We start from the raw sequence: 24,186 nt of genomic DNA, 5'->3' as shown, positions 1-24,186 counted from the left end.
TCGGTGGGTTGGCGGGCGCGGGGCTCGGTGGGGCGCGAGTCACCCGGTTGGAGCGGGCCGTCGGCCGGTGGCTGGGTGGGCGCTGGCCGGCTTGGCGGGTGCGGGCAGGCTCGGTGGTCGAGAGCCGCATGGGTGGCCGGGTGGGGCGTGTTCGTGCTCGATCTGGCCTCCTGTGGGGTGGTCGGGTTCGGTGGGGCCGGGGGTGTCAGGCCGCGTCGCCTGAGGTGGACATCGGGATGGCGCGGACCCGGGGGCGAGGTGTGCGGGACGCTTCGCCGTACGCCCGGGCCAGTTCCTGGGCTACCTCGTGGGGGACCTGGCGCAGCTGGCGGACCGTGCAGCGGACCAGGACGATGCCCGTCGCTGCCAGGGCCAGGTGGCTGAAGCCGCCGGTGGGGCCGGGGCCGCAGCGGTACTGCCAGGCCAGGCCTTGCTCGTCCCACCATGCGTCGGCCTGGCCGATGCGGCGGCCTCGGCGGTCGCAGATCGTCATGTCCCAGTTCGGCGGTGGGAGGCGGGCTGTCTCAAGGACTCGGGTAGCGAGGCCGTGCGCCTGGATCGGGCCCTCGTCCAGGTCACGCAGCACCCGCCGGACCGCCGATGTGCCGCGTTGGGGGCCCGTGTCGAGCTCCTGCACCAGCTCCTGGCGGTCGCACAGACCCCAGTAGAGCGGCAGCGTCAGCAGGTGGCGGATCCGCGCCGGATCCGGCTCCGTTCGTGCCAGGTCGAGGGCTGCTCTGGCCGGCGGGGCGAACGGCAGGCCGTCGACCCGGACCGGGGACGGCAGCCGGGCCGTGCGGGCCGCGCGGACGCCTTCGCACGCCACCACCCGGCAATGATCCGGCACCAGCAGCCGGATCTCCTCCGACGGCGGGCACTTCACGCCGTGGGCCTGCAGCGCGTCCGCACCGGTGATCACCACCTGCGGCCCGTACCGCACCAGCGCGGCGTGCAGCAGCTGCTGCCGCGTCGGAGCCGTGTTGCGCAGCAGGACGACGCCGGGGTGCAGGCGGCGCCACGGCCCGCCGGGGCCGCAGAGCCGCCTGGTTCTTCGATCGGACACCCCGGCCCTTCGCAACTGTTCGAGGTTCATCACCTCGCACGTGCCGGGGTTACTGAGGGACAGTGGGTCGGTGCACTGAGTAGCAGCCATGCATCGAGCATGACGGCTCCGCCAACCGGGTGGAACAGCCTTCCCGCCGCCTGTGGACAACTCGGCGGCAACCACCCCTTCGCGGCCCCGCCTGTGGACAACTCAGCCGGCGAAACCCGGCTGCCAGCGCTCCACGATGCCGCGTGCCGGGATCTCCGCGTCGAGCTGGCAGAGGATGCCCGTCGAGCCCGCCGTCACCCGGTGGATCATCAGGTACTCGGGCGGCAGGTTCAGCGAACGGCCGACCCGGAAGTCGTTGCCGCGGCTGTCGCCCACCCGCCAGGCCTGCTTTTGCATCCACCGGCGGGTGAAGTGGAACGTCGGCTCGGCCAGCGGCTCGGTGAACGGCGCGAGGTACGCCAGCACCTCGTCCGCGGTCAGGTCGCTGTCCGGCCGGATGAAGCGGTTCTCCCGCAGCAGGCGCATCAGGTCCGCGGACTCGCCGTCGAGGGCCAGCCGCGTCATCTCGCCCAGGTGGCGGGGGATGCCCTCGGGCAGCCGGGCGACGCCGCCGAAGTCGATGACGCACAGCCTGCCGTCGGCCGTGATCATGAAGTTGCCGGGGTGCGGGTCGGAGTGCAGCAGGTGGACGCGCTCGGGCGAGGAGTAGTGGAACTCCGCCAGCAGCCGGCCCGCCAGGTTGCGGGTCTCGCGGTCGCCGTCCGCGATCACCTTGGACAGCGGTGTGCCGGTGGCCCACTCCGTCACGACGACCTTCGGCGCGCTCGCCACCACCCGCGGCACGAGGATGCCGGGATCGCCGTCGAACGCCTTCGCGAAGGCGCGCTGGTGCTGCGCCTCGGCCTGGTAGTCGAGCTCCTCGTTCATCCGCTCGGCGAGCTCGGCCAGCAATGGCTTGACTTCGGTGCCGGGCACGAACGCCTGGAACAGCCGGCTGAACCGCTGCAGCTGCCGCAGGTCGCTGCGCAGCGCTTCGTCGGCGCCCGGGTACTGCACCTTGACGGCGACCTCGCGGCCGTCGTGCCAGACCGCGCGGTGGACCTGGCCGATACTCGCGGCCGCCGCCGGCTCGTCGTCGAACGACGCGAACCGGCTGCTCCAGGTGCGGCCCAGCTGCTCGGCGAGCACCCGGTGGGTCTGCCGGACGGGCATCGGCGGCGCGGCGGCCTGCAGCTTCGTCAGGGCCTCGCGGTAGGGCTTCGCCATGTCGTCCGGCACCGCCGCCTCGAACACGCTCAGCGCCTGGCCGAACTTCATCGCCCCGCCCTTGAGCGTGCCGAGCACCTCGAACAGCTGCTCGGCGGCCTTGGCCGAAAGCGTCGCGTTCACCTGTTCCGCGCTCTGGCCCGCGAGCCTCTTGCCCCACCCGCCGACCGCCCGGCCGGCGATGCCGAGCGGGAGACTGGCGAGCTTGGCGGTGCGGGCGGCACCCTTGCGCGGCATCGCGGTGTCGCGGTCGCCCGGGTCGCGGAAGTCGGTCACCCCCGCGATTCTGCCTTGCGTGCACAGGAGTGCGCAGCCTGCTCGCGCGGTCTTAGTGGCCTACGTCTCCTGTCGTAGGGGGTCGCGCGCCGCAACCGCAGCTCGGGTGGGGTGGCCAGCCGCGGTGGCGGATGCGGCCGTCGAAGGCGTCGATCTCGAGCGTCGCGTTCCACACCGGCGGCGCCGGCGCGGCGGGGGAGAGCAGCCGCATGGCCTGGGCGACGGCCAGCGACGCGCACGCGTGGACCGCGCCGAGGTCGGGCCGCTGGTGCCGGCCGACGAGCTGCCCGGCGACGCGGGGCCAGCACGGGTCGAGGTCCGTCCGGTGCAGGTCGGCGCAGCGCAGGCACGAGCTGCGGCCCGGCACGACCAGCGGCCCGACGATGCCGGTGCCGTCGCGGACGCGCGCCGGCAGGTGCGGGACGCCGTCCTCCATCAGCTCGGCGACGGCCTCCGGCGCGGGGACGACGGCGTCGGTGAGCAGGGTCAGGTCCGGGTACCGGTCGTGCAGGCGCGTGACGCGGACCTCGGGGTCGACCCGGTGCAGCAGGTCGGCGAGCGCCTGCCGCCTGGCCCGGCCCAGGTCCGCGGTGGTGAAGCCCGACCCAAGGTCGTGCTCGGTGACCGCGCCGGACTGCTGGAGCTCGACGTGCCCGACCCCGGCGTTGGCCAGCAGGACGGCCACGGCGACCGCCACCCGGCCGTTGCCGTGCACCGTGACCGCCGCAGCGCGCCGCCGCTCCGCCAGCGCGAGCTGGTGATGCCGGGCCCGCAGCGACCAGAGGCCGGTTTCGCCGCGCAGCCCCGGGCCTTCGGGGCGGCCGGCGTCGGTGACCAGGCCGAGCGCGGTCAGCTGCCGCAGCAGTGTGCGCAGCTGGTCACGGTGTTCGCTCTCGGCGAGCAGGAGCCGCTCGACGGGCTTGCTGCCGTCGAGCGCGCGTATTCGTGCGGTGAGTTCCGGGGCCAGGTTTTCGACGATCACGCCGTGGCGCGGGTCGAGCCCGATCTGGATCTCGCGTGGGCCCCGTTCGAGGACGGTCAGGCCCGGGAGCAGGGCGGGATGGGTGGGCAGGAGGACCGGGGGCATGTCCGCGGTGGTGAGGAGCATGTCCGCAGGATGGCACCCCGGACCGACCGGAAAGCTCGGGAAGACGCCGGATCGGCCGAGTTGTCCACAAGTGGAGAGGGCTGTGGACAACTCGGGTCTGTGACCGCAAGTCTCTCGGAGTTGTCGGTGCCTGGCCTTACCGTTGTCGAGTGGTCGAAGCACGCATGCCTTCACTGAGAGGCCGAGGGGACGCGAACCCCTCGTCGGACACACCGGGACACAAGGTCGAAGTGCGGCGCAGCCAGCGCCGGCACCGGACGGTCACCGCGTATTGGAAGGACGACACGCTCGTCGTGCTCATCCCCGCGCGGATGACCAGGGCGGAGGAGAAACACTGGGTCGCCGAGATGGAGCGCAAACTGCAGCGCTCGGAACCACGTCGGCCGGCGTCCCCGAAGACGTCGGACGAAGCGCTGCTCGCGCGCTGCGCGCTGCTGTCGGGCAAGTACCTGGGCGGTGACGCGAGGCCGGCGAGCGTCCGCTGGGTGCCGCCGATGCGCACGAGGTGGGCGTCCTGCACACCGGTCGACGCGACCATCCGGGTCAGCGACCGGCTGCGGAAGGTGCCGCCGTGGGTGCTCGACTACGTGCTGGTGCACGAGCTGGCGCACCTGCGTGAACCCGGGCACGACGCGGCGTTCTGGGCGTTGGTGCAGCGGTATCCGAAAACCGAGCGGGCAATCGGATACCTGGAGGGGTTGTCGGCGGCCGCCGGGTGGGGGATTTCCCTCGAGGATTGAGCGGTGAGGTGGCCGGGGTGACCTGCGGGTTCGTGGGTTGCCCCGGTTGGTTTCGGGGCGCTGGGAGGGGTGAGTGGGGTGGTTGGTGACGGGTGAGGGCCGGGCGGGTGGCTGCGGGCCTTGAGTGGCCGAGTCGGCTGGTGGCTGCGGAGCTTGGGCGGCCGGGCCGGCTGGTGGTGGTGCCTGCTGGGTGCACGGGAGGTGCGGGCGGGACCCGGGGCGCCTGGCGGTGCTGGGTGGCGGGGCGTTGCCCCGCTGAACCGGCTGGCGACGGTGGTGGATGCCAGAGGGCCGGTGACCCGCGGGCTTAGCTCGGGAGGACGGTGCGGTGGCTGAGGCCGGCGCGCGGGAGGTGCGGTTGGGACCCGGGGGTGCCCGGACGGTGCTGGCTGGCGAGGGTGGTGGATGCCAGAGGGCCGTGACCCGCGGGCTTAGCTCGCAGGGCGGGGCGGTGGCTGCGGTGGGGCGGCTGAGGTCGGCGCGCGGGAGGTGTGGATGGGACCCGAGGGGTGCCCGGACGGTGCTGGATGGGGACGGTGGTAAACGCAGAGGGCCGGTGACCCGCTGCGCAGGTCACCGGCCCTCTGGACCACAGCTCTAGGGCGATCGCGCCCGGTCGGACTTCCGGCTCGGGAGGGCTGGCCGGCCTTGTGGGCTTAGCTCGGGAGGGCCGGCCGGTCTCGCGGGCTTAGCTCGGCAGGGCTGGCCGGCCTCGCTGGCTTAGCTCGGGAGGACTGGCTGGCCACGCGGGCTTAGCTCGGGAGGGCCGGTCGGCCTCGCGGGCTTAACTCTGGAGGGCCGGTCAGCCTCGCCGGGGTCGGCTCAGGAGGACTGGCCGCCCTTGTCGGAGTCGGGGTCGGTGTCCGGGGCCTTGTCGGAGCCGGAGCCGGAGCCGGCGGCAGTGTCGGAGTCGGACGCGGCCGCGGAGTCAGGCTTGGGTGACGGGTTCTTCTTCTCCCGCTCCTCCCGCTCCGTGCGCTCCAGCTCCGCCATCGGGTCCAGGTCGTCCAGCGAGCCGCTCTCGCCCACGCGGTCCGCGAAGTCGATCGGCTCGTCCAGGTCCTCCGCTGTCGGCATCAGGTCCGGGTGGGACCAGAGGCCGTCGCGCTTCTCGGCGCCGTGGCGGTCGCCCACCAGGCTCCACAGGTTGGACGCGTCCCTCATGCGGCGGGGGCGGAGCTCCAGGCCGACCAGGGTGGCGAACGTCTGCTCGGCCGGGCCGCCGGTTGCGCGGCGGCGGCGGAGGGTCTCGCGCAGGGCGTCCGCGCCCGGGAGGCGGTCGCCGACCGCTTCGGCCACCACCACGTCCACCCAGCCTTCGACCAAGGCCAGCAGCGTCTCCAGGCGTCGGAGGGCCGCCTTCTGCTCGTCCGTTGTCTGGGGCTCCAGGAGGCCCGAAGACATGGCCTCTTCGATGCTCGCCGGGTTCGACGGGTCGATGCGGCCGGCCAGGGACTCCAGGGCCGACGTGTCGACCGTGATGCCGTGGGCGAACTCCTCGACCGTCGCGAGCAGGCGCTGGCGCAGCCACGGGACGTGCGTGAACAGGCGCTGGTGGGCGGCCTCGCGGGCGGCCAGGAACACCAGGATCTCGCTGTTCGGCAGCTCCAGGCCGTCGGCGAACTTCTCGATGTTCGCCGGCAGCAGGGCCGATGTTCCGGCGGGGGCCAGGGGGAGGCCGATCTCGGAGGCCGTCAGCATCTCCGAGGCCAGCTGGGCCAGCGCGTTGCCGAGCTGGGAGCCGAAGGCCATGCCGCCCATCTGGCCCATCATCTGCAACAGGGGGCCGGCGGCCTGCTTGGCCTCTTCGGGCAACGCCTGCATCCACGCGCCCGAAATCTGCTGGGCCACCGGGTCGCAGAGGCGCTGCCACGTCGGGAGCGTCTTCTCCACCCAGGTGCGGGGAGACCAGGCGACCGTCGACGTCGCGCCGGCCGGGAAGACCGTTGCCGCGTCGAGCCAGAGCTCGGCGAGGTGGGCGGCGTCGCGGACCGCGGCGTTCGCGTCGTCGCCGCCGCTGAAGCCGAGGCGGCTTTGGCCGGTGTTGCCGGCGCTGCCGAGGGTCTGGAGGGCGATCTGCTTGGCGAGGTCGTAGTTCACCGGCCCACTGGAAGTACCGGCCTGGCTGAGCATCTGGCCCAGCTGGCTCAGCATCTGCCCGAGCTGGTTGAAGGCCTCGGCGCCCGAAGGCTCCGAGGGGTCGTTCTCACCTCGTTTGTCGGGATCGGACGGTCCGAAGCCGAACGGGGGTTTGCTCATGTGTCCACCGTACGCGGGTCGGCGGCCGTCGAGGGCGTGAACCGGACCCGTCGCGTGGCCTTCACCGAGAAGCGAACGCGGTCACCGTACGCTGTCGGTCGTGACCAAGTCCTCCGAGGAGACCGCCCCCGCGAAGAGCGCGCCGGAACCGGCGGCGGAACCGGCCGGCGAGGCCCGGCGGATGACCCGCCGCGGCTGGACTCTCGTGGTCAGCGGCTCGCTGTTCCTGATCTTCGTGGTGCTCGGCTCGGTCGTGCCCGTGCCGTACGTCGCGATCAGCCCGGGCCCGACCTACGACACGCTGGGTCGCGACGCCGCAGGCAACCCGGTCATCCAGGTCACCGGTCACGACACCCAGCAGACCACCGGCGAGCTGCGGATGACGACCGTCTCGCTGCACGACGGCGTCACCCTCTTCCAGGGCCTCGGCTTCTGGGCCAGCGGCCGCTACGCGCTCGCACCGCGTGAGGAGTACTTCAAGCCCGGCGAGACCAACGAACAGGTCAAGCAGGAGAACATCCAGCAGCTGCAGGACTCGCAGACGAACGCGCAGGTCGCGGCGCTGCGCAAGCTCGGCTACCCGGTCAAGGTGCTGGCGAAGCAGATCGTCTCCGGCAGCCCCGCCGACCACGTGCTCTCGCCCGGCGACAAGCTGATCACCGTCAACGGCAAGAAGATCGTCGAGGCCGCCGACGTCCGGAACGCGCTGGCCGGCACGCTGCCCGGCCAGACCGTGCAGATCACCTTCCAGTCCGACGGCCAGCCTGAACGGACCGTGCCGCTCACGCTCGCCGCGCGCCCGGACCGCAAGGAGGGCTTCATCGGCCTCACCGCGGTCGACCGGGCCGACGCGCCCTTCACCGTCAACATCTCCCTGCAGGACGTCGGCGGCCCGTCGGCGGGCCTGATGTTCACGCTCGCGATCATCGACCGGCTGCAGCCCGGTGACCTGGCCGCCGGGCGGCACATCGCCGGCACCGGCGAGATCTCCGAGACCGGCGAGGTCGGCCCGATCGGGGGAATCTCGTTCAAGGTCGTCGGCGCGCGCGAGGCCGGGGCGACCGACTTCCTGGTGCCCGAGCACAACTGCGCCGAGGCGAAGACCAACGCGCCGGCCGGGCTCAACCTCATCAAGGTGTCCACACTGGACGACGCGCTCACCCAGCTGGGCAACCTGAAGGCGGGCCGTCCGACGGCCGCCTGCTAGGGGAGCAGCGTCGCCTTGAGCGCTTCGAGGAGGTTCGGCGCCAGGTCCGGGCTCTCGACGATCTCGTCGAGCGGCTCTTCGGTGCCGACGCCGCGCAGCCGCATCACGCAGGCGCCTTCGCCGTCGCGCAGGACCGCGGCCACCAGGCGGGCTTCCGTGCGCTGCGGGTGGTCGGCGGCCGCGCGGCGCAGGCTCTCCGCGTCCGCCTCGGCGACGTCGGGCAGCTCGGACTCCGAGCCCGGCGGCAGCACGATGATCTCCTGCGCCAGCGCGCAGCCGATCACCAGATCGGGCCACGCGATCCGGCCCAGTGCCTCGGCGAGGTCGCCGTCGGGCAGCGCTTCCTGCGCCACCGGCGTCAGCGGGTTCGCCCGGTCCAGCTGCCCGGCCAGCTCCGGCTGCTCGTCCAGCAGCGCCGCCGTCGGCACCAGCGCGAACAGCTGCGGCGGCTGGTCCCAGCCACCCGCGGCCATGAACTCCTCGATCTCACGAGCGAGCGCGGCCACGCCGGCCTGTCGCGCTTCGTCTGCTGCCATGCGCACATGGTGTCAGGCCGGCCGGCGCGCGATCTTCGCGAGTCCGGTTTGGGCGGGTCCCGGGAACTTCACGGGGCATCCGTAGAGTTAGGGAATCAGGGGGCGCACGCGCCCCTGTTCAAGTGTTGACGAAGACAGGAGCGTGTGCCGTGGCGACTCGGCCCCCGGTGAGCCTGCCGAAGCTGTCCCGGCGGAGCCGGATCCTCCTCATCATCGCCGCGGTGATCGTGCTGGCGCTGTTGCTCGGGGCCCGCCTCCTCGACACGTACGTCGATTGGCTGTGGTTCGGCGAAGTCGGGGCGCGATCGGTGTTCACCACCCAGGTGGTGACCCGGGTCATCCTGTTCTTCGCCGTCGGCCTGCTCGTCGGCGGAGCGCTCGCGATCAGCCTGATGATCGCCTACCGGACCCGCCCGGTGTTCGTCCCGATCTCCGGCGCGGACGACCCGCTGGCGCGCTACCGCTCGGCGATCGTCGCCCGCATCCGGCTCTTCGGGATCGGCATCCCAGTGCTGACGGGGTTGATCGCCGGCCTGTCGGCCCAGGGCGACTGGCAGGTCGTGCAGCTGTTCCTCAACGGCACCTCCTTCGGCCAGACCGATCCCGAGTTCGGCAACGACGTCGGCTTCTACGCCTTCGACCTGCCCTTCTACAACTGGCTGCTCGGCTGGCTGTTCATCACCGTCGTCATCTCCTTCTTCGGCGCGCTGATCTCGCACTACGTCTTCGGCGGCATCCGGCTCGCCGGCAAGGGCGGCCAGCTGGCCGGCCCGACCCGCGCGCAGCTCGCCATCACCGTCGGCCTCTTCGTGCTGCTGAAGGCGGCCGAGTACTTCTTCGACCGCTACAACCTGCTGCTGTCCGACCGCGGCGCCCCGCTGTTCATCGGCGCCACCTACACCGACCTGAACGCGGTCCTGCCCGCGAAGCTGATCCTGCTGTGCATTTCGGTGATCTGCGCGGTCGCGTTCTTCGCCGGCGCGTTCCTGCGCAACCTGCAGCTCCCGGCGATCGCGCTGGTGCTGCTCATCCTGTCCAGCATCCTCGTCGGCGTCGCGTGGCCCGCGATCCTCGACCAGTTCTCGGTGAAGCCGAACGCGAACGAGAAGGAAGCGACGTCCATCCAGCGCAACATGGACGCCACCCGCCGCGCGTACGGCCTCACCGACGTCCAGTACCAGCAGTACAACGGCGCTTCGTCGGCCACGCCGGACCAGCTGAAGGCCGACACCGGGACGATGTCCAACATCCGGCTGCTCGACCCGAACATCCTTTCCGACACCTTCACCCAGCGCGTCGGCCGCGAGAACTTCTACGGCTTCCCGGCGAAGCTCGACATCGACCGCTACACCGTCGGCGGCGTGACGCAGGACTACATCGTCGCGGCCAAGGAGATCAAGACCGAGGGCCTGACCGGCAACCAGACGAGCTGGATCAACAAGCACCTCGTCTACACCCACGGCAACGGGTTCGTCGCCGCGCCGGCCAACACCATCGACCGCGCGGTCAAGGACGCCAACTCCGACGGCGGCTATCCGATCGCCACCACCAGCGACACGCAGAACCCGGGGGGCGCCGGTTCGCCCGGGGCGGGCCAGCCCGGCATCGAGGTCAAGGAACCCCGCATCTACTACGGCGAGCTGTCCGCCGCGGAGTCCGACTACGCCATCGTCGGCGGCACCACGGGCAACGCGCCCGGCGAGTACGACACCGCCACCGACCGCTACACCTACAAGGGCACCGGCGGCGTCTCGGTCGACAACTGGTTCAACCGCCTCGCCTTCGCCGCCGAATACGGCGAACGGAACATCCTGTTCTCCGACGCCATCGGCGACAACTCCAAGATCATGTACAACCGCGACCCGCGCGACCGCGTCAGCAAGGTCGCGCCGTGGCTGACCCTCGACGGCGACCCGTACCCGGCCGTCGTCGACGGCAAGATCCAGTGGATCATCGACGGCTACACCACGCTCAACAACTTCCCGTACGCCCAGCAGACGCAGCTGGGCGCGGCCACGAACGACTCCCTCAACGGCGTCGCGCGCCAGGCCAACAGCTCGATCAACTACATCCGCAACTCCGTGAAGGCGACCGTGGACGCCTTCAACGGCACGGTGACGCTGTACTCGATCGACGACAAGGAACCGGTCCTCAACGCCTGGGAGAAGGTCTTCCCCGGGCTCGTGAAGCCCAGCTCCGAGATCTCTCCGGACCTGCGCTCGCACTTCCGCTACCCGGAGGACCTCTTCAAGATCCAGCGTGAACTGCTGTCCCGCTACCACGTCAGCAACCCGCAGGAGTTCTACTCGCAGCAGGCGTTCTGGAGCGTCCCGCAGGACCCGACGGCGGAAGGCGGCGCCAACCCGGCCGCGGCGGGCGCGGCCAACCAGCCCGGGTACTACGTCCTCGCCGACACCCCGGGCCAGAACAAACCGACGTTCCAGCTGACGAGCTCGCTCACCGGTCTGCAGCGGCAGTACCTGGCGTCGTGGATGTCGGTGTCGTCCGACGCGAACGACTACGGGAAGATCCGCGTCCTGCAGCTACCGAGCGCGGCGACCGGGGCGAGCCAGGTCGACGGTCCCGTGCAGGTGCAGAACCGGTTCCAGAGCGATCCACGGGTGGCGCAGGACCGGACGTTGTTCAACAACCCCAACGTCATCCCGATCTACGGCAACCTGATCACGCTCCCGGTCGCGGACGGCTTCCTCTACGTCGAACCCGTCTACATCCGCCAGCGCAACCAGAACAGCTATCCCCAGCTGGCCCGCGTCCTCGTTTCGTACGGGCCGAAGGTGGGTTACGGGGCGACGCTGCAGGAAGCGCTCGACCAGGTCTTCGGGGCCGGCACCGGCGAAGCCACCACCACGCCACCGCAGGCGGGGCAGCCGACGACGACACCGCCCACCACGCCGACGGCGCCGACGACGAACCCGCCGAACACCGGTGGCGGGAACGCGGCCTTGGACAAGGCGGTCACCGACATCCAGGCGGCGATCGCGAAGCTGAAGGCGGCCCAGCAGTCGGGCAACTTCGCCGACCAGGGTGCGGCGCTCGCGGCGCTCGACGCGGCCGCGAGGGCGTACGAGGCAGCGAAGCCGGCGGCGCCGTCCAGCAGCGCTCCGCCGTCCACCACGCAGCCTGGAGGGTGACGTCAGTTACCGAAGTGGCACCTGCTTTGCACCCCCGGGAAAGGGTGGCGTAGGGTAGGTCTCACGACGCGGGGTGGAGCAGCTCGGTAGCTCGCTGGGCTCATAACCCAGAGGTCGCAGGTTCAAATCCTGTCCCCGCTACTGGAAGAAGAGGCGTGGCCGATGGCCACGCCTCTTCTTTTTTTCAGACGAGTTTCTTCAGGCGAGCCGGTCGCCCACCGAATCCGTTGTCGTCGCGACGTAACCGTCCGGGCGGACCAGCACGCTCGTCAGGTCGGGCCAGGGGAGCGCGGCCACCCGGGCCACGACCACGTCCGGATGCGGTGGCACCACGGACGTCGTGCTCAGCAGGACGAACTTTCCTTTGTGGAAAAGGTCGCTCACGTGGCCGTCGCCGTGGGGAAAGTCCGGGAGGCGCGATCCCGCCGCCGGGTGGGGTTCTCGCGACGGGTAGCGGATGTCCAGGCCCGAGACCATTCCGGACAGCCGGTGCTGGACCGCCGGGATCGCCGTCAGGTCCTGGAAGAGGAGCCGCAGCGCGCCCTGTTCCGGCGTCGCGGGGATCAACGCGGTCTGGGCCGCGACGTTCGCGAGCACCGCTTCCGCCACCGGACGGCGTTCGGCTTCGTAGGTGTCCAGCAGGCCCGCCGGGGCGCGGCCCTTCAGCTCCGCCGCCAGCTTCCAGCCCAGGTTCACCGCGTCCTGGACGCCGAGGTTCAGACCTTGGCCGCCGGCCGGGAAGTGGGTGTGGGCCGCGTCGCCGGCGAGGAAGACCCGGTCCACCCGGTAGCGGCCCGCCACGCGCGCGTCGTCGGAAAACCGGGACGCCCAGCGGATTTCGGCGATCTCCACGTCGTCGCCGAACCGGCCGCGGACCACCTCGCGCACCTCGTCGTCGGTCACCTTCGCCCGCAGGTCCGCCGGGCGGTTGAGCCGGTCGCCGTAGCTCAGGCGGTACAGGTTCGGCTCGGCCAGTGGGATCAGGCCGACGAACGATCCCGGTGACGCCGCCGAGCGCACCAGGTCCCGCATCGACCGCCACTCCGTCGGCGCGCCCGGCGGCGCCGACCGGAACAGGACGTCCGCCGAGACGCCGTGCCCGCGGCCTTCGAACCCTTCGAACGGCAGGTTCAGCGCCTTCCGCACCGCGCTGCGGCCGCCGTCGCAGCCCACCAGGTACGCCGTGCGCACCCGGACGTCGCCCGCCGTGACCGTCACGCCGCCCTCGTCCTGGGCGAAGCCGGTCAGCTCGTGCCCGCGGAGCACCTTCACGCCCTGCTCGGCCAGGCACTCCTCCAGCGCCGCTTCGACCTGCGCCTGCGGGATGCCCAGCTGGTACGGGTGGCGCGTGTCCCAGCCCGCGTAGCTGACCGGGATCATCGCGAAGTGGCCTTCCGGCACGGTCGTGAACGACCGCTGCTCCGCCCGGCCCAGCAGGCCGCGCAGGTCCAGCACCTCCGCCGTGCGCGGCTGCAGGTTCAGCGCCTTCGACAGCCCGGTGCGCCCGGCCAGCCGTTCCAGCACGACGACGTCCACTCCGGCCAGTGCCAGTTCGTTCGCCAGCATCAGCCCGGTCGGGCCCGCCCCGGCGACGACCACGTCCGCGGTCAGCTCGTCCATCCCCAGCTCCTTAACAACGTTAAATTGACCTGACCCGAGGATGCCCTTAACATCGTTAAACTGTCAAGCAGCACCGCGAGGAGAACCGGAAACATGGCCCTGACCAGGCAGGACATCGCACGCTCGGGGCTGAAGCTGCTCAACGAGGCCGGACTCAACGGCCTCACCCTGCGGCTGATCGCGGCCGATCTCGGCGTCAAGGCGCCCGCGCTCTACTGGCACTTGAAGAACAAGCAGGAGCTGCTCGACGAGATGGCGACGCAGATGTACCGCGATTCCGCCGAGGACCGCCTGCCGCCGGCGGGGCTGGGTGAGTGGGACGCCGTCGCGCACAGCGCGCGGGCGCTGCGGCGGATGATGCTGTCCTACCGCGACGGCGGGAAGGTTTTCGCCGGTACCTACCTCGGGGACGCCGGATCGGTCCCGCCCAGTCCGCTGCGCCGCAGCATCGACGCCGGGCTGGACGGGCGCAGGGCCGCTCAGGCGCTGTTCACCGTGTACAGCTACGTCGTCGGGTTCACCATCGAAGAGCAGGCCGTCTACCCGAAGCCCGGCGAACTGGACGAGCGCTACCGCAGCGAAGAGGCCGGGGACCTGCTGGCCGACGTCGATTCGCGGTTCGAGGACGGGCTCGCCATGGTCCTGAGTGGAGCACGCCGGTGGCTCGGAGTGGAGTAACGCCTGGTCAGCCGCTTGGTGGACCCCGGTGCAAAGCCGTTGGCGACCCCGTGTAATCTATTCAAGTACCACAACGGCGCGGGGTGGAGCAGCTCGGTAGCTCGCTGGGCTCATAACCCAGAGGTCGCAGGTTCAAATCCTGTCCCCGCTACCACGAAGAGGCGCGTTCTCGGAAATCCGGGAACGCGCCTCTTTTGTCATATCCGCACAACTTCCGCTGCGACTTTCCCGCGAAACGCTCGGAAAACTGCGGATTCCGCGATGCGGCGCTCGCAGCGGGGTGGTTGCGGTGCGTGTCCGCTCTCGGCCAAGCCGGGGAAAACCGACTGCCGGACTCACCTGCCTGGCCGTTCCGCGGCCGTTCGCGTGCGGCTGGTTGGACCAAAGAACCGCGGCCATGGTTGCGCTGCGTGTCCGCGGTCCACAGTGGACCTGGTCGCATTGGGCCGAACGAGGGGATCTCACTAGCCACAATGGACAGCTCCGCTGACCACTGTGGACACAGGGGCCGATAAGTGGGAATGTAGGGGACGTGTCCGAATTGAATGCAACAGCCGCCGCCCTGCTCGGTCTGCTCCACGACGGTCCCGCCACCGGCGGGCAGCTCGTCGCGGGAGCTGGTGAGCGATTCGGCGCCTTCTTCAGCGTCACCCGCAGCCAGGTGTACCGGGAGCTCCCGGCGCTGTCCAAGGAAGGTCTCGTCCGGCTCGGCAAGCAGGGCCCGCGCTCCAGCCAGCAGTACCTGATCACCGCCGCCGGCAAGAAGGCCTTCAAGGCCTGGCTGACGTCCGAGGCCGGTCCCGACCACCTGCGCAGCCCGCTGATCCTGCGGCTCGTGCACGCGGGGTCGCTGACCGCGAAGCAGCGCCAGTCGCTGCTGGAGTCGGCCCGGACCAGCTACGGCCAGCAGCTCGACGACGCCAAGGCGGCCACCAAGGCGGCCGACGGGCCGTACGAAAAGGCCGTCGCCGAGTTCGCCCAGGCTCAGGCCAAGGCCGCGCTGAAGCTGCTCGACGCCATCCCCGCGGCCTGAGGTTCGCGCGCCCACGACCGGTCCTCGCAACCGGTCGTGGGTTTTGCCGTAACCTTGACAAACGTGAGTGATGAGTTCGACGCGGCACTGAAGGACCTGACCGGCAAACTGACGCAAATCGAGTCGGTGATGGACCTGGATGCGCTGCGTGCCCAGGTGGCCGACCTGGAACAGCAGGCCTCGAGCCCGACCCTCTGGGACGACCCGGAGGCGGCCCAGAAGGTCACCAGCCAGCTGTCCCACCGGCAGGGCGAGCTGCGCCGGGTCTCCGAACTGCGCCAGCGGCTCGACGACCTGGGCGTGCTGTACGAGCTCGCCGAGGCCGAAGGCGACGCCGGCAGCATGGGCGAGGCCGAGACCGAGCTCGCCGACCTCGGCAAGTCCATCGACGGCCTCGAGGTCCGCACCCTGCTCTCCGGCGAGTACGACGACCGCAACGCCGTCGTCACCATCCGTGCCGAAGCCGGCGGCGTCGACGCGGCCGACTTCGCCGAGATGCTGCTCCGCATGTACCTGCGCTGGGCGGAGCGCCACGGCTACCCGACCGACGTCTACGACACCTCCTACGCCGAAGAGGCCGGGATCAAGTCGGCGACGTTCACGGTCAGCGCCCCCTACGTCTACGGCACCCTCTCGGTCGAGCAGGGCACCCACCGGCTCGTCCGGATCTCGCCGTTCGACAACCAGGGCCGCCGCCAGACGTCGTTCGCGCACGTCGAGGTGCTGCCCGAGGTCGAAGAGGTCGACCACGTCGACATCCCGGAGAAGGACATCCGGGTCGACGTCTACCGCTCGTCGGGCCCCGGTGGGCAGAGCGTGAACACGACCGACTCCGCGGTGCGCATCACGCACATCCCGACGAACATCGTCGTCTCCTGCCAGAACGAGAAGTCGCAGCTGCAGAACAAGGCGGCCGCGATGAAGGTCCTCCAGTCGCGGCTGCTGCAGCGCAAGAAGGAAGAAGAGCGCAAGCAGATGGACGCGCTCAAGGACGGCGGCTCCAGCTGGGGCAACCAGATGCGCTCCTACGTGCTGCACCCGTACCAGATGGTCAAGGACCTCCGGACCGAGTTCGAGGTCGGCAACCCGAGCGCGGTGCTCGACGGCGACATCGACGGCTTCCTCGACGCCGGCATCCGCTGGCGCAAGCAGACCGCCAACGCCTGATCGGCGCAGGGGGTGTTCGCGCGACCGCTCACCGTGCGCGAACGCCCGCTGCTCCACCCGGGTGGACCGGGCAACCGGGGCTTCACGAGACCGGTGGGTAGTATGCCGAATCGTGATCCGGCTCGAAGAGGTTTCCAAGGTCTACAAGACCTCGACGCGGCCCGCGCTCGAGCGGGTGTCCGTCGACATCGAAAAGGGTGAGTTCGTCTTCCTCATCGGTCCTTCGGGATCGGGGAAGTCGACCTTCCTCCGGCTGCTGCTGCGCGAAGAGACGCCGAGCAAGGGCCGCGTGATGGTGTCCAACTTCGACGTCGCCAAGCTGGCCCGCCGCCGGGTCCCCCGCCTGCGGCAGACCATCGGCTGCGTGTTCCAGGACTTCCGTCTGCTGGCCAACAAGACCGTCGCGGAGAACGTCGCGTTCGCCCTCGAGGTCATCGGCAAGCCCGGCCCGACCATCAAGAAGGTCGTCCCCGAGGTGCTCGAGCTCGTCGGGCTCGATGGCAAGGCCGACCGGCTGCCGAACGAGCTCTCCGGTGGTGAGCAGCAGCGCGTCGCGATCGCGCGCGCGTTCGTGAACCGGCCGCTGGTGCTGCTCGCCGACGAGCCGACCGGGAACCTGGACCCCGACACCAGCCAGGACATCATGCTGCTGCTGGAGCGGATCAACCGCACCGGCACGACCGTCCTGATGGCGACCCACGATCACTCCATCGTGGACTCCATGCGGCGCCGAGTCGTCGAGCTGCAGCTCGGCCGGGTGATCCGCGACGACGCCCGAGGCGTCTACGGCATCGGTCGCTGAGACCCGCCCACCCCGCACCGACCCCGACCCCAAGGACCTGCACCCGCCATGCGCGCCAGTTTCGTCTTCAGTGAGGTAGTCACCGGCCTGCGCCGGAACATCACGATGACCATCGCGATGATGCTGACCACGGCCGTGTCACTCGCCATGCTCGGCGGCGGCCTGCTGGCCGTGCGCACGATCGACAAGATGAAGTCCAACTTCCTCGCCGACGTCGAGGTTTCCGTCTACCTCACCGACGACATCAGCACGACGGACAAGAACTGCGCGCAGGCGCTGTGCCAGTCACTGCGGTCGGACCTGCAGAGCAACAGCGGCGTCGAGTCGGTCGTGTTCGAGAACCGGGACCAGGCCTACGACCGGTTCAAGAAGATCTTCGAGAGCCAGCCGGAGCTGATCGCGCTGACCGGCCCCGAGTCGCTGCCCGCGTCGCTGCACGTGAAGCTGAAGGACCCGGACCGCAGCGACTCGATCGTGCAGGAGTACGCGACCAAGCCGGGCGTGCGGAAGGTCGACGACCAGAAGAAGTTCCTCGACCGCGTGTTCAACGCCTTCAACGGCGTCCGGAACATGGCGTTCGGCGCCGCGCTCATCATGGCCATCGCGGCGCTGCTGCTGATCGCGAACACGATCCAGGTGTCGGCGTTCACGCGGCGCACGGAGGTCGGCATCATGCGGCTGGTCGGCGCGACGCGGTGGTACACGCAGCTACCGTTCCTCCTGGAGGCGGTGGTCGCCGGCGCGGTCGGTGCGATCCTCGGGATCATCATGCTCATCATCACGAAGGCCGGCTTCCTCGATTCGGTCTTCACCGGTGACGTGTTCCCGAAGATCACGATGCTGGAGCTGCTGTTCCCGGTGGCGCCGATCCTGCTTGCGGTGTCCGTGGTGATCTCCGCCATCACCGGTTACGTCACGCTGCGCCTGTACGTCCGGCACTAGCGTTTAACCGGCTGCTTGTCCTGCCCGGAATCACGTAGAGTGGTCGTATGCCCAAGGAACGTGGCCAGAAGGTGATCGTGTCGAACCGCAAGGCGCGGCACGATTACTCCATCATCGACACCTACGAGTGCGGTCTCGTGCTCGTCGGTACCGAGGTGAAGAGCCTGCGCGAGGGCAAGGCGTCCCTGGCGGACGCGTTCGCGACGGTCGACGACGGCGAAGTGTGGCTGCGCAACGTGCACATCCCGGAGTACACGCAGGGCACGTGGACCAACCACACCCCGCGCCGGACCCGGAAGCTGCTGCTGCACCGGCGCGAGATCGAGAAGCTCATCGGCAAGACCAAGGAGAGCGGGCTTTCCCTGGTGCCGCTGTCGATGTACTTCAAGGACGGCAAGGTCAAGGTCGAGATCGCGCTGGCCCAGGGCAAGAAGGCCTACGACAAGCGCCAGACGCTCGCCAAGCGCGACGCGGACCGGGACATCAGGAAGGCCATGGGCCGCGCGCTGAAGGGCCGGTTCACGGAGTGACGGCGGGCCCGGCTTCGGATGCCGACGTCGCCGCGTGGACGGCGTCGCTGGGCCTGCCGGGCCTGGTCGACCTGCACGTCCACTTCCTGCCGAAACCGGTGATGGACAAGGTCTGGGCGTACTTCGACCGGGCTTCGACGCACTACGGCACCGAGTGGCCGGTGCACTACCGGACGTCCGAAGGGGAGCGTCTGGCGACGCTGCGGTCGCTCGGGGTGGTGCGGTTCGCGCCGCTGGTGTACCCGCACAAGCCGGGGATGGCGGAGTGGCTGACGTCGTGGGCGCTCGAGTTCGCCGCGCAGGTGCCGGACGCCGTGCCGACCGGGACGTTCTACCCCGAGCCCGGCGCCGGGTCCGCTGTGGACGGTGCGCTGCGCGCCGGCGCCCGGGTGTTCAAGGCGCACGTGCAGGTGGGCGCGTACGACCCGCGCGACGACCTGCTGAAGCCGGTGTGGGGCGCGCTCGCCGACGCCGGTGTCCCCGTGGTCGTCCACTGTGGACACGGACCGTTGCGTGGTGACTTCACCGGGTTGTCGGTCTTCGAAGAGGTGCTGGCGCGCCACCCGGACTTGACGGCCGTGCTCGCTCACTCGGCGATGCCCGAGTTCGGGACGGCCTTCGAGCTCCTGGCGAAGTACCCGCGGGTGCACCTGGACACGACGATGGTGGGCGTCCCGTTCGCCGAGGCGATGTCGCCGCTGCCACCGGACTGGACGGCGCGGCTGGCGGAGTTCGCCGACCGCGTCGTGCTCGGCACGGACTTCCCGAACATCCCGTACTCCTACGCGACGCAGCTGCAGGCGATCGCCGGCTGGGCGGCCGACGATCGCCTGGGCGAGCCGTTCCTGCGTGCGGTCCTGCACGACACCCCGCTGCGCCTGCTCAACGCTTGAGCGCGACCCGCTCGCTCACCGCGACCGCGCGGCCCAGGTAGCGGGTGCCGAGCGCGGTCACCGGGATCCGCTTGCCCGCTAGGAGGAACCCGGCCGTCGCGAGGACCACCCACGGCACCGGGCCGTGCGCGATGCCGTCCGAAAGCGGCGCGAACCCGTGCGCGGCCAGCCCGAGCAGGCCACCGGAAACCAGGAGCCCGGCGACGACCAGCTGCGGGAGCTTCGCGGTGATCTCACCGGTGTCGCGCTGCATCTCGAAGTGCGCGAACAGCCGCAGCAGGCCGAGCAGCACCATTCCGCACACGGCGAACCACGCGGGCGCCATGACCAGCCAGAGCAGCGTTCCCGGCGCCGGGGTTTCGTAGCCGAGGCCGTACACCGTCACACCCGCGACCACGATCAGCGCCGGCATGTGCCAGAGGTAGACGCTCATGAACCGCGCGCCGAGCCAGCTGAGCGCGTGGCCGATGCCGGGACGTTCGGCGAGCGCGTTGAGCTGCGGGCGGAAGGCGAGCAGCAGGCCGATCTGGCCGACGGCGAGGAAGGCGAGCAGCACGGTCGGCGGGCTCATGTTCGACACCGGCGCGCCGGGCATCCCGATCATGCTGGCCGGGTACGGGCCGAACGCGACCATCAGCGCGGTGATCCCGAAGCCGGCGGCCGAGAGCGTGAGGGCGGCGCGGCGGGTGAGCGTGCCGAGGCGGCCTTCGACGTAGTGGAACCCGAGCTGGTGGACGGCGACCCAGACGAAGATCGCGTTGGCGTAACCGATGTAGCCGAGGTCGTTGAAGCGCGCGACGTCGACGAGGATGCCCGCGGCGCCCATGACGAGCGGAACCTTCAGGCCCCAGCGCCGGTGCGCGGCGACCATCAGCGGCGTCAGCAGCACGACGAGCACGTACACGGCGAGGAACCACAGCAGCTGCGCGGCGATCGCGCTGCCGACCTGCAGCGGTTGCGGCGGGACACCGAGGCCGCGCAGGAAGTCCGGGACGACGAGCCAGACCGCCATCAACGGCAGCACCGGCACCATCAGCCGCTTGATGCGGGCGGCGAGCCACGTCCGCGTGGATTCCGCGCGGCGGAAGGAAATCAGGTTCGCCGCGCCGCCGGCGAAGAAGACGAGCGGCATGACCTGGCTGAGCCAGGTGACGATCCACCACCCCGGCGTCGCGAGTGCGTTCCCGGTGGCGAGGCGGCCGTCGGAGTAGGAGAGCACCGGCATGACCCAGTGCTGGGCGATGACGGCGAGGATGGCCCCCGCCCGGACGACGTCGAGGAAGCGGTCCCGGCTCGTTTGCATGCTGCTGAGCTTGGCCGGTCCGGGGTTCCGGGACAGCGGTGCTGACCGGCGTCTTCGGGGTCCTGTTCACCCCCGCCGGATACGGGGGTTCTCCCTACCTCAGCCCGTCCGGCTCGGGTTCGTGCTGCGTCGCGGCGACGCGGTACTCCCAGCCGTGATCGGTCTGCCCGAGCTCGTAACGGGTCTCGATCTTCGGGCCGCCGTGCAGGTGGATGTGCCGGATCACGGTGCCGGGAACGGGCTCGGCGTCCCCGAGCTCCTGGACGCGGCCGTCGAGCGGGCCGCCGAAGAAGCGGACTTCATCGGTCATCTGCTCGCTCCTCTCGCCGGCGGGTCCGCTCATGGTAGGTGAGCGGTGCTGGGGGTGCCGCCCGCGGAACGGGTGACCGTGAGTCCACCCTACGGGACTTTTGGTCACTGATCGTCGGCTCCGGGGGCAAGTCCGCACGGTGGCGGCGGGTCAGAGGAACCACGTGTCGGAGCCGCGGGTGAGCAGCCACCAGAGGGAGGCGTCGACGCCGGAGAGGAAGTCGCGGTCGCCGCCCGGCCGGTGCAGCGCGCCGGTGACCAGGTGGTGTTCGGCTTCGACTTCCGCGGCCGTCGGCCGGGGGCCGCGCCATTCGCCGCGAAGGACGGGGGTGGTTTTCGCGAAGCCCTGCGTCCACCCGAGCGCGTGGATCGCGCCGCGGCGGAGGGCGGTCTTTTCCCGGTCCACGGCGGAGCGGAGCAGCGCGATGACCTCGGCGTCGTCGCGTAGCCGCGGTTGCGGGGCGGCGAGTCCCAGTGCGGCCACCACCTTTGCCGGGGATTCCGGTGTCCGCTCGACGATTTCGAGCACGATGCCGGACGGCCACCGGAACACGGTGTCCACGCCGCTGATCCAGATGTCGGGCTCGTCGCCGGTGCTGCCGTTGCGCCACAGCTGGGCGAAGAAGCTGCCGGCCGGCGGGTCCCAGCCCCAGACGCTCTGCTCTTCCCAGCCGGGGAGGTCGATCCCGTCCCGGAACTCCTGGCCGGCCCGGCAGTCGTGGTTGCGCGAAGCGGTGTTCATGACGGCTCCCCCTGCACAGTCCTCGTCTGACGGACCAGAACCCCGGGTCAGCGGCCCAGGTACGTCAGCACTGCCCGGACGCGGCGGTGTTCCTCCGCGCTCGCCTCGAGGCCGAGCTTCGAGAAGATGTTCCCGATGTGCTTCTCCACCGCGCCGTGCGAGACGACGAGCGAATTCGCGATCGCCGTGTTCGACAGGCCCTGGGCCATCAGCCCCAGTACCTCCGACTCGCGGGCCGTCAGCGCGTCCAGGGGGTTGCGGCGACCGCGGGCCATCAGCTGGGCGATGACGTCCGGGTCGATCGCCGTGCCGCCGTTCGCGACCCGGCGGACCGCGTCCAGGAAGTCCGCGACGTCCGCGACGCGCTCCTTCAGCAGGTAGCCGACGCCGCCCGCGCCACCCGAGAGGAGCTCCACCGCGTACGACTCCTCGACGTACTGCGAGAGGACCAGCACCGGGAGGCCCGGGATCTCCTTGCGCGCCGCCAGCGCCGCGCGCAGGCCCTCGTCGGTGAACGTCGGGGGCATGCGGACGTCCACGATCGCCAGGTCAGGGCGGTGTTCCTTGATCGCGCCGAGCAGGTCGTCGCCGTTGTCCACGGCCGCGGCCGTCTCGATGCCCTCGTCGGCGAGCAGGCGCATGACCCCCGCCCGCAGCAGGACGGCGTCTTCGGCGATGACTACCCGCATCCGGCCCCCAAGCTCGTGGATGAACGGGGTCCAGCCTATTCACCACTGGCAGGGGAGGTCAGCCCGGATCACCGTCGGCCCGCCCACCGGGCTGACGACCGTGATCACGCCGTCGATCGTCGCGGCGCGGTCGGCGAGGCCGGCCAGACCGCCGCCGGGGCGCACCTCGGCGCCGCCGTGACCGTTGTCGGTGATCTCGACGACCACGTGGTCGTCGGTCCGCCACACCTTCACGCCCGCTTCGGTCGCGCCGGCGTGCTTCGCGATGTTCGTCAGGGTCTCGCCGACGATGAAGTACGCCGTCGTCTCGACCGCCGCCGGCGGGCGGGGCTCGACGTCGACCCGCACGTCCACCGGGATCGGCGACTTCGCCGCCTGCGCCGAGAGCGCGGCGTCGAGCCCGCGGTCACCGAGGACGGCCGGGTAGATGCCGCGGGCGAGGTCACGCAGCTCGGACACCGCGAGCTTGGCGTCCGCGTGCGCCTCGTCGATCAGCTCCCGCACCGACTCCGGGTCGTGGTCGAACTTCGCCTTCGCCCGGCCCAGGCTCATCGCGACCGCGACCAGCCGCTGCTGGGCGCCGTCGTGCAGGTCGCGCTCGATGCGCCGGCGCTCGGCTTCGGCCGCGTCGACACCGCGTGCTCGCGACGCCTGCAGCCGCTCGGCCTTCTGCTCCAGCCGCTTCGTGCGGTCCGGTCCCAGCAGCGCGAGCCCCAGCTCACCGTGCAGCCAGCCCAGCCACGGCGTCACCCAGACCGCCATCGGCAGCAGCACGATCGACGCCAGCGCGATCCCCAGCTCCACGCACGCCAGCGGGAACGCGACCATCAGGTACGCCAGGTCACGCCACGTCGTCGGGTCGCTCAGCCGCACCACCCAGCGGCGCAGCAGCGGCTGCCCCTCTTCGTACGGCCGCCGCTGCGCCGGCGGCAACGGCACCCGCAGCATCGTGCCCAGCCAGCCCCGCTCGCGGTCGCCCGACCAGCGGATGAAGCTCGTCGTCGCCAGCAGGATCGGGAACCCGATCCACACCACGGCCGTCGCGACCCCCACCGCCAGCCCGGTCACGATCAGCACGAACTGCAGGATCCGGAAGACGAAGCTGACGATCATGTACACGATCGTGCGAGCCGGGTGCGGCCGCGAGTGCTCCACCGGTGCTGCCTCGGTCATCCCGCCACCAGGTTCTTCTCTTCCGCGTCTTCCCACCAGCGCTCCATCCGGCGGCGCTGCGCCACGGTCGGTCCCAGCAGCGCGTTCGCCAGCCGGGCGTGCGTTCCCGCCAGCGCCTTCGTCAGCGCGACCGACAACGCGATGAACAGCACCCCCAGCGCCGCCCACGGTAACGCTTCCAGCGTCGAGTCCACGGTCAGCCACCGCAGGTCATCCGCCGGGAAGTAGTACGCGCCGCCGGGCAGCCACCGGAAGTAGATCGGCAGCCCCGCCAGCGCCAGGCTCGTCGACCAGAAGACCGTCACCAGCACGAACTCGACCAGACCGAGCGGGAAGAGGACGAAGAAGTACGCCAGGTCACGCCACGTCGACGAGTCCTTCAACCGCGCCTTCCACCGGAGCTTCTGACCTTCGGCAGGCAGCGGCAGGTACGGCAGATCGATGTACCGGTCCAGCAGCGCGTACACCCGGGCACGCTCCAGCCGCGCGGCCCCCCGCACGGCCAGGACCAGCAGCGCGAGCAGACCCACACCCACCCACACCACCGCAGTGCCCAGGCCGGCCGCCGTGAACGACGTCAGCAAAACGAACGCCACCACCCCCAGCGGCAGGTTCATCAGCAGGAACACCACCGAACCACCGAACGGCGGATCCCGCCTGTCGCTCACCATAACCGGCTCCCTTCTGTCTCGCTCAAGCATCACCTG

22 protein-coding genes and 2 tRNA genes are annotated in these 24,186 nt (G+C 70.6%); 12 read left to right on the top strand and 12 right to left on the bottom strand.

Annotation, left to right across the window (positions count from 1 at the left end; translation table 11 throughout):
• Window positions 1-205 precede the first annotated feature (205 nt).
• From MUY14_RS30555 to MUY14_RS30545, 3 genes are all read right to left on the bottom strand, one after another.
• A complete protein-coding gene (locus MUY14_RS30555) occupies window positions 206-1,093 on the bottom strand; it encodes a hypothetical protein (protein WP_247014373.1) in 888 nt (295 codons plus the stop codon).
• A 162-nt stretch (window positions 1,094-1,255) separates the two neighbouring features.
• Window positions 1,256-2,596 (bottom strand): AarF/ABC1/UbiB kinase family protein, encoded by a 1,341-nt coding sequence (locus MUY14_RS30550; RefSeq protein ID WP_247014372.1) that lies wholly within the window; start codon window positions 2,594-2,596, stop codon window positions 1,256-1,258.
• Window positions 2,597-2,648: 52 nt separating this feature from the next.
• Window positions 2,649-3,704: a ThiF family adenylyltransferase gene (locus tag MUY14_RS30545; RefSeq protein WP_247014371.1), complete on the bottom strand. Its 1,056-nt coding sequence runs from the start codon at window positions 3,702-3,704 to the stop codon at window positions 2,649-2,651.
• 230 nt (window positions 3,705-3,934) lie between these two features.
• On the opposite strand from MUY14_RS30545, the gene MUY14_RS30540 reads away from it, so the two are divergent.
• Window positions 3,935-4,444 carry a M48 family metallopeptidase gene (locus tag MUY14_RS30540; protein ID WP_247025317.1) on the top strand — a complete coding sequence of 170 codons (510 nt, stop codon included), beginning with the start codon at window positions 3,935-3,937 and terminating at the stop codon, window positions 4,442-4,444.
• Window positions 4,445-5,266: 822 nt separating this feature from the next.
• Here MUY14_RS30540 and MUY14_RS30535 read toward each other — a convergent pair.
• Window positions 5,267-6,703 carry a zinc-dependent metalloprotease gene (locus MUY14_RS30535; protein WP_247014370.1) on the bottom strand — a complete coding sequence of 479 codons (1,437 nt, stop codon included), beginning with the start codon at window positions 6,701-6,703 and terminating at the stop codon, window positions 5,267-5,269.
• 181 nt (window positions 6,704-6,884) lie between these two features.
• On the opposite strand from MUY14_RS30535, the gene MUY14_RS30530 reads away from it, so the two are divergent.
• Window positions 6,885-7,910, top strand: coding sequence for a PDZ domain-containing protein (locus tag MUY14_RS30530; protein WP_247025315.1), 1,026 nt, complete (start codon window positions 6,885-6,887; stop codon window positions 7,908-7,910).
• On the opposite strand, the gene MUY14_RS30525 is transcribed toward MUY14_RS30530, so the two are convergent.
• Window positions 7,907-8,446 (bottom strand): PPA1309 family protein, encoded by a 540-nt coding sequence (locus tag MUY14_RS30525; protein ID WP_247014369.1) that lies wholly within the window; start codon window positions 8,444-8,446, stop codon window positions 7,907-7,909. The two genes, MUY14_RS30530 and MUY14_RS30525, sit on opposite strands and share 4 nt — an antisense overlap.
• Before the next feature lie 149 nt (window positions 8,447-8,595).
• On the opposite strand from MUY14_RS30525, the gene MUY14_RS30520 reads away from it, so the two are divergent.
• Window positions 8,596-11,598 carry a UPF0182 family protein gene (locus MUY14_RS30520; RefSeq protein ID WP_281506196.1) on the top strand — a complete coding sequence of 1,001 codons (3,003 nt, stop codon included), beginning with the start codon at window positions 8,596-8,598 and terminating at the stop codon, window positions 11,596-11,598.
• 67 nt (window positions 11,599-11,665) lie between these two features.
• Window positions 11,666-11,739: transfer RNA gene (locus tag MUY14_RS30515), tRNA-Met, on the top strand.
• 57 nt (window positions 11,740-11,796) lie between these two features.
• Here the strand turns inward: MUY14_RS30515 and MUY14_RS30510 are convergent.
• Entirely contained in the window at window positions 11,797-13,218 is a 1,422-nt protein-coding gene (locus tag MUY14_RS30510) for an FAD-dependent monooxygenase (RefSeq protein ID WP_247014368.1), read from the bottom strand.
• 93 nt (window positions 13,219-13,311) lie between these two features.
• Between MUY14_RS30510 and MUY14_RS30505 the strand changes: the two genes are divergently transcribed.
• The 8 genes from MUY14_RS30505 (at window position 13,312) to MUY14_RS30470 (ending at window position 19,263) form a co-directional block, all read left to right on the top strand.
• Window positions 13,312-13,896, top strand: a complete 585-nt coding sequence (locus MUY14_RS30505; protein ID WP_247014367.1) for a TetR/AcrR family transcriptional regulator C-terminal domain-containing protein — start codon at window positions 13,312-13,314, stop codon at window positions 13,894-13,896.
• 77 nt (window positions 13,897-13,973) lie between these two features.
• A tRNA-Met gene (locus tag MUY14_RS30500) sits at window positions 13,974-14,050 on the top strand.
• A gap of 378 nt (window positions 14,051-14,428) precedes the next feature.
• Complete coding sequence (locus MUY14_RS30495; protein ID WP_247014366.1) at window positions 14,429-14,929, top strand: PadR family transcriptional regulator; 501 nt, start codon at window positions 14,429-14,431, stop codon at window positions 14,927-14,929.
• A gap of 63 nt (window positions 14,930-14,992) precedes the next feature.
• Window positions 14,993-16,096 carry a peptide chain release factor 2 gene (gene prfB / locus MUY14_RS30490; protein WP_247014365.1) on the top strand — a complete coding sequence of 368 codons (1,104 nt, stop codon included), beginning with the start codon at window positions 14,993-14,995 and terminating at the stop codon, window positions 16,094-16,096.
• A gap of 112 nt (window positions 16,097-16,208) precedes the next feature.
• Window positions 16,209-16,898: a cell division ATP-binding protein FtsE gene (gene ftsE, locus MUY14_RS30485; protein WP_003082104.1), complete on the top strand. Its 690-nt coding sequence runs from the start codon at window positions 16,209-16,211 to the stop codon at window positions 16,896-16,898.
• 48 nt (window positions 16,899-16,946) lie between these two features.
• On the top strand, window positions 16,947-17,840 hold the full coding sequence (gene ftsX / locus MUY14_RS30480; RefSeq protein WP_247014364.1) for a permease-like cell division protein FtsX: 894 nt from the start codon (window positions 16,947-16,949) through the stop codon (window positions 17,838-17,840).
• A gap of 47 nt (window positions 17,841-17,887) precedes the next feature.
• A complete protein-coding gene (smpB, locus tag MUY14_RS30475) occupies window positions 17,888-18,370 on the top strand; it encodes an SsrA-binding protein SmpB (protein WP_247014363.1) in 483 nt (160 codons plus the stop codon).
• Window positions 18,367-19,263, top strand: coding sequence for an amidohydrolase family protein (locus MUY14_RS30470; protein ID WP_247014362.1), 897 nt, complete (start codon window positions 18,367-18,369; stop codon window positions 19,261-19,263). The genes smpB and MUY14_RS30470 overlap by 4 nt, the downstream gene beginning before the upstream one ends.
• On the opposite strand, the gene MUY14_RS30465 is transcribed toward MUY14_RS30470, so the two are convergent.
• From MUY14_RS30465 to MUY14_RS30440, 6 genes are all read right to left on the bottom strand, one after another.
• The gene (locus MUY14_RS30465; RefSeq protein WP_247014361.1) at window positions 19,253-20,566 is read right to left on the bottom strand and encodes an acyltransferase; all 1,314 of its coding nucleotides are present in this window, start codon (window positions 20,564-20,566) and stop codon (window positions 19,253-19,255) included. The two genes, MUY14_RS30470 and MUY14_RS30465, sit on opposite strands and share 11 nt — an antisense overlap.
• A gap of 94 nt (window positions 20,567-20,660) precedes the next feature.
• Complete coding sequence (locus MUY14_RS30460; protein ID WP_247014360.1) at window positions 20,661-20,876, bottom strand: hypothetical protein; 216 nt, start codon at window positions 20,874-20,876, stop codon at window positions 20,661-20,663.
• A gap of 150 nt (window positions 20,877-21,026) precedes the next feature.
• The gene (locus MUY14_RS30455; RefSeq protein WP_247014359.1) at window positions 21,027-21,617 is read right to left on the bottom strand and encodes a HEAT repeat domain-containing protein; all 591 of its coding nucleotides are present in this window, start codon (window positions 21,615-21,617) and stop codon (window positions 21,027-21,029) included.
• A 47-nt stretch (window positions 21,618-21,664) separates the two neighbouring features.
• Window positions 21,665-22,306, bottom strand: a complete 642-nt coding sequence (locus tag MUY14_RS30450; RefSeq protein ID WP_247014358.1) for a response regulator transcription factor — start codon at window positions 22,304-22,306, stop codon at window positions 21,665-21,667.
• Window positions 22,307-22,345: 39 nt separating this feature from the next.
• The gene (locus tag MUY14_RS30445; RefSeq protein ID WP_247014357.1) at window positions 22,346-23,479 is read right to left on the bottom strand and encodes a sensor histidine kinase; all 1,134 of its coding nucleotides are present in this window, start codon (window positions 23,477-23,479) and stop codon (window positions 22,346-22,348) included.
• The gene (locus tag MUY14_RS30440) at window positions 23,476-24,150 is read right to left on the bottom strand and encodes a sensor domain-containing protein (RefSeq protein WP_247014356.1); all 675 of its coding nucleotides are present in this window, start codon (window positions 24,148-24,150) and stop codon (window positions 23,476-23,478) included. Before MUY14_RS30440 ends, MUY14_RS30445 begins: the two co-directional genes overlap by 4 nt.
• Window positions 24,151-24,186 lie beyond the last annotated feature (36 nt).

Source organism: Amycolatopsis sp. FBCC-B4732 (genome assembly GCF_023008405.1).
Classification (GTDB): Bacteria; Actinomycetota; Actinomycetes; order Mycobacteriales; family Pseudonocardiaceae; genus Amycolatopsis; species Amycolatopsis pretoriensis_A.
Note: the sequence above shows the minus strand (reverse complement) of the source record. Positions and strands in the feature narration are given on the sequence as shown.